The 4,678-nt window shown below is 54.2% G+C and carries 3 protein-coding genes and 2 pseudogenes; 3 read left to right on the top strand and 2 right to left on the bottom strand.

Annotation, left to right across the window (positions count from 1 at the left end):
- Positions 1-44 precede the first annotated feature (44 nt).
- Positions 45-416 (bottom strand): annotated as a pseudogene (locus N5D48_RS25720) (phage late control D family protein); the annotation flags it as partial.
- 64 nt (positions 417-480) lie between these two features.
- Here N5D48_RS25720 and N5D48_RS25715 point away from each other — a divergent pair.
- From N5D48_RS25715 to N5D48_RS25705, 3 genes and pseudogenes are all read left to right on the top strand, one after another.
- Positions 481-1,644 (top strand): annotated as a pseudogene (locus N5D48_RS25715) (IS3 family transposase).
- A gap of 239 nt (positions 1,645-1,883) precedes the next feature.
- A complete protein-coding gene (locus N5D48_RS25710) occupies positions 1,884-2,831 on the top strand; it encodes a hypothetical protein (RefSeq protein ID WP_279888925.1) in 948 nt (315 codons plus the stop codon).
- Positions 2,832-2,958: 127 nt separating this feature from the next.
- The gene (locus N5D48_RS25705; RefSeq protein WP_279888924.1) at positions 2,959-3,819 is read left to right on the top strand and encodes a hypothetical protein; all 861 of its coding nucleotides are present in this window, start codon (positions 2,959-2,961) and stop codon (positions 3,817-3,819) included.
- Positions 3,820-4,450: 631 nt separating this feature from the next.
- Here N5D48_RS25705 and N5D48_RS25700 read toward each other — a convergent pair.
- Positions 4,451-4,678, bottom strand: a 228-nt coding sequence (locus tag N5D48_RS25700; protein WP_279888922.1) for a hypothetical protein, incomplete at its 5' end; no start/stop codon positions are given.

The raw sequence follows: 4,678 nt of genomic DNA, 5'->3' as shown, positions 1-4,678 counted from the left end.
TTCCATTCGCGCTGCAGCGCCCGCGTCGCACTGTTCTTGCTTTGCTAGAGGTGATTGAGCCGACGCGGTTTAGCCTGGTCTCCCTCCGTGAGTTTGTGCTGTTTTCCGGTCTTCGGGTCGCGGTACCAGGCCACCAGGCCGGTGTAGCCTTCGTTGACCTGCGTTCCCCTCTCGCCCAGCTCCGATACATCTCCATCAGGCAACTGCGACTTCAGTTCGAGCGACGTGGTGTAGTTGTCCGGCGTGAAACTGTGGCGGATGTTGCCCCCGAGCCAGATGATTTCCGCGATGTCGGCCTTCACCCCGGTGAGGGTGTAGGTCATGTCCGGTACCAGGTCTGGCCTTCCTTTCGCCAGTGTGTAGCTCAGTGTTGAGGTACCGCGTTGTAGCCTGCTCAGCTCTGCACGGGCAGCCTTTGTAGTGGTCTACTAACTCCGGACACCCATTTAGGCGAGAATGCTCGCCACAGAGAGGTGTCTGATGACCAAGCAACGCCGTACCTTTACACCTGAATTCAAGCGCGAAGCAACCTGCCTGGTGCTTGATCAAGGCTACAGCCATGCCGAAGCGGCCCGTTCACTCGGCTTGGTCGAGTCGGCCCTGCGCCGATGGGTTCATCAGCTTCAGCAGGAGCGCGGCGGCGTCACGCCGGCCAGCAAAGCGTTGACGCCAGAGCAGCAAAAAATCCAAGAGCTGGAAGCTCGAATCACGCGCCTTGAACGCGAGAAATCGATACTAAAAAAGGCTACCGCGCTCTTGATGTCGGAAGATCTCGAGCGTACTCGCTGATCCGCCAACTCAGCGTCCATGAGCCCGTTGATTGGTTGTGTGAAGTGTTCGAAGTCACTCGCTCAAGTTATTACGCACATCGTCAAAAAAGGCGAACTCCGGACGTTGAGCGACTGCGATTGCTCAGTCGAGTGAATGAGCTGTTCACGCAAGGGCGAGGTGCGCCCGGTAGCCGTAGCATCAAGGTAATGATGCAAGAAGAGGGTGAGCAAATCGGGCGGTTCAAGGTACGTAGCCTGATGCGTGAGCTGGCGTTGATCAGCAAGCAACCAGGCTCACATGCGTACAAAAAGGCCACGGTGGAGCGGCCAGATATTTCCGAATATCTTGAACCGAGCTTTTGATGTCGAAGCGCCAAATCAGGTCTGGTGTGGAGACATCACTTACGTCTGGGTACAGGGCAAATGGCACTATCTGGCAGTTGTCCTGGATCTCTATGCACGCAGAGTGGTGGGCTGGGCCTTATCAGAAAAGCCGGATGGAGACCTGGTGGTCAAAGCGCTGGACGTCGCCTACGAACAACGTGGAAAGCCTCAAGGACTCCTGTTCCACTCTGACCAGGGATCGCAATATGGCAGCCGTCAGTTCCGCCAGAGACTGTGGCGCTACCGCATGCGCCAGAGCATGAGCCGCCGAGGCAACTGTTGGGACAATGCGCCGATGGAGCGAGTCTTTCGCAGCTTGAAATCAGAGTGGATACCGACCACGGGCTACCTGACCGAGCAGCAAGCTCAACGAGACATTGGCCAGTACCTGATGAGCCACTACAACTGGATCCGACCTCATCAGTTCAACGATGGACTGGCTCCGGCGAAAGCTGAAGAAAAACTCAAAACCGTGTCCGGGATGAGTTGACCACTACACAGTGGTGGGTGCAGCCCGTTTGTTAAGCCTAGCATCTAGGGCTTGATTGGCGCGCCACCTTGGGGTGATCTTGTGCCTATCCCGGCTACCCGCATAAGGCATCAGCTCATCCCGCGACGTCGACGAGCGATTGATTTGACCTGGCGGGGTAGAGCATCCTACGCGCCTCAATCAATCCGACCGCCGCATCTTTAGCGGTAACGTTGGTGAACTCTTTTTACGGATCAGTCATGTCGAGTGATATGGATATTTTTACTGTGGAGAACCTGGCAGCCGCCGCCACAATCGCTACAGCTGTTGGCAGCTTTATCGTATTTCTTGTGAAACGTACATGGAGGGAAAAAAAGCCAACCTCAGCGAACACGTCAAACCCGGCAGTGAATCAAACCGCAGGCGAAAACAGCACCTTGGTTAATGCGATGCACAGCCAAGTGACATTGACTAATCACTACCATGCCCCAGCTCCTGCGCCTACGGAGGTGGCGGATATCCCGGGAAAGTGGAATGTGCTGGCGGCCCAGCAGATAGCCGAAAGACTCCTCAATGAGGCCGACTGGGGATCGCTCGTACCCGACTTAGATAAACCTTACGGGCATTACTTCGCGGGTGAGTACAATCTCCATTACCCCGACAAAGACGGCATTGTCCTAGCCTACAGTACGAAAACGGTCGGCCACGAATACCATGCCTGTGCCCCGTATATGAGTTTTTTCGAGTATCACAAGAAAAATTCAGGCTGGTCACTCGTCAACGAAGACATTGGCGTATTCCAAGGGGGCGGATGGGGTGAACCGCCTGAAATTTCGATTATCCCTGTCTCAAGAGCAAAGTTTGGTGTGATTCAGCAGGATGGCAGCACGAACCAAGGTCTGTCAGTCGGTCGCAAGTCACTGCACGTCCTGATGGGTGACAGATTCAAAAAGGTGCTCGAACTCATTGTTTTTCAGAGTTTGGACGACAAGGGCTGGGATAGCACGTTGCACAGCATCCCGCGTTTGGATGGCTTCTACGACATTGAGGTGATTCGAGAAGGTATCAATGGCGAGGAAGACCTCCGGTTGCTCGATCCGGTCGACGCGTTCTACACGACGCTTTGTGACACCGGTGACCGTATCAGGCCTCATGACGTGTTCAGTTTCGATGGGCAAAAATACAATCGAGATCCTGCGATTCGATGAACTCAAGGTTACGCAGTCTTTCCTGGAGGTTTGGCCAGGCTCATTCGAGGCGAAGATGGTCAGCGCTTAGGTGGCGCTAGACGAGCGTTCAAGCGATGATTGGCCGCCAAAAATGTGGAGGTGCCTGGTGTCGATCACTTATAAGGATGTCGTCGAAGCATTCATCGCGGACTTCAAGTGGATGCACCACGCCAGCTACCAGCCCGATGTGCGATGTGACTTCGATGGCGATCCATCACCGCTCGCTATGATCCTGCCGGTTGCGGGTCATCCGACCCTGAGATTTTCCTACCGCTTTGCAGATAGTGTAGTGAGCAGCCATACGGACTTGTTCTACTGCTTGATCATTGCCGGCCATGAATTGGCACATTGGGCAAACGCCCATACAAAGCATCTGGACGCCGATGACCTGGACAGCAAAGCCATCGAGATGTGGGCTGACTTGTTTGGCACCAGGCTTGTGTTTACCGCAGTAGCAAGATGCCCGAACCTGCGCCTCATTATCAATCGGCTGCGCACCCCAGCCTTTGATGCTGAAGGAGCGGATGCTCTGCTGCCGGCCTATGGCGAGGCGTTGCGCCAGGTTTACGAACGCGTCTTCGTTCCTACGGGATTGACTCCGACCTACCCATCGCCCAATGAGCGTGTGCAGATCTGCGGTGTTGGCGTAACCTCGTTTTTCTACCGCCATTTGGGGAAAATGCACCAGCGTATGACGGTGCACGCGCTGAAGAAGGTCATTCTTGAGCCATTTGCAGATGTGCCCGATCTTTTCCCTAAGGACAAAGACTGGCAAGAAAGTGCTGACTTAGCGTACCGCACCATTGAAATCCACCTCGGGCTCAAGCAGGGGCGGCCATCGATCACGCCAGGCATACGTTTAGAATTCAACCAATTGGTCGGTACGAATTATTTGGGACATGCTGAAAACAAGGTGCATCGCGAGGGTTTGAAAGCTCAGGTTCAAGCGTGGGGCGTTGACGTTTAAGCCGAGAAAGACCGAGAAGGCGCGTGCGGTTTTTGTCATTGGCTGTGGCCACCCAGACACGAACCGCTGGCAAAAAAATCTAAGCTATACCTTCGTTTTTCGGGCTCGCCACCCTCCTGTATGCAAAAACTAAGCTAAAGCTTAGTTTTCATAGGTGTGTCTCCATCTCACCTTATTAGGTGGGTGGCTGTGTTCGGATTACTCCGGGTGAGTTAGCTGGGGAAATTAGCACAAGCTAGAAAGCGGGCAGCGTCAGACAACAGCAAGTATATGTTTTTTATCGAAATTTTTAGCATGCAGTCGGGTGCATTCTTAGCCGCTGGATGGACAGGGAAGCGATGGGCCCGTTATTGCTGGGCTGGGTGGGTTGATAGAGGGATCTGGCTAGGTAAGCTTTTCCCTAGAATGTAGGGGGTACCTAGGATAAGGGTTCGAATCTCTACGCTTCCGCCATATTCAAAGCCCTGATTTTTCAGGGCTTTTTGCGTTTCTGGGGCTTAGAAAAACCACCCGTGGGAACACCCTTGGGAAGGGTTTGTTTCGGAAGCGCTTCCAATACTTTCTTCACTTTGGCGCGTCACCGTACCCACGGATGCAACTGGCCCAGCGCAAGGCTGGGCTTTGCTCAACATCAAGAATCAGGCGCAACACTCTTCATGTAGGCGCTGTAACACCGTGCCTTGGTCATCCGCACGTATTCTTCGAGATCCTTGCGCTCCTCTGTCTCGGTTTCGCGCTGTGGATAGGCCACCACCTCCCGGGAGAAGACCGCCCGAATACGTTCGACCGTCTCGTCTGGCTTGCGGTACTGATCCGAGAGAAACACCGGTGGTTCGTTTTTCTGTCGGCCTATTAAAAC

The organism is Pseudomonas sp. GD03858 (assembly GCF_029840925.1).
Taxonomy (GTDB): Bacteria; Pseudomonadota; Gammaproteobacteria; order Pseudomonadales; family Pseudomonadaceae; genus Aquipseudomonas.
Note: the sequence above shows the minus strand (reverse complement) of the source record. Positions and strands in the feature narration are given on the sequence as shown.

Excerpts from the sequence above, each read along its gene's own strand:
- N5D48_RS25710 (WP_279888925.1), top strand. The coding sequence starts at position 1,884 with ATGTCGAGTGATATGGATATTTTTACTGTGGAGAACCTGGCAGCCGCC.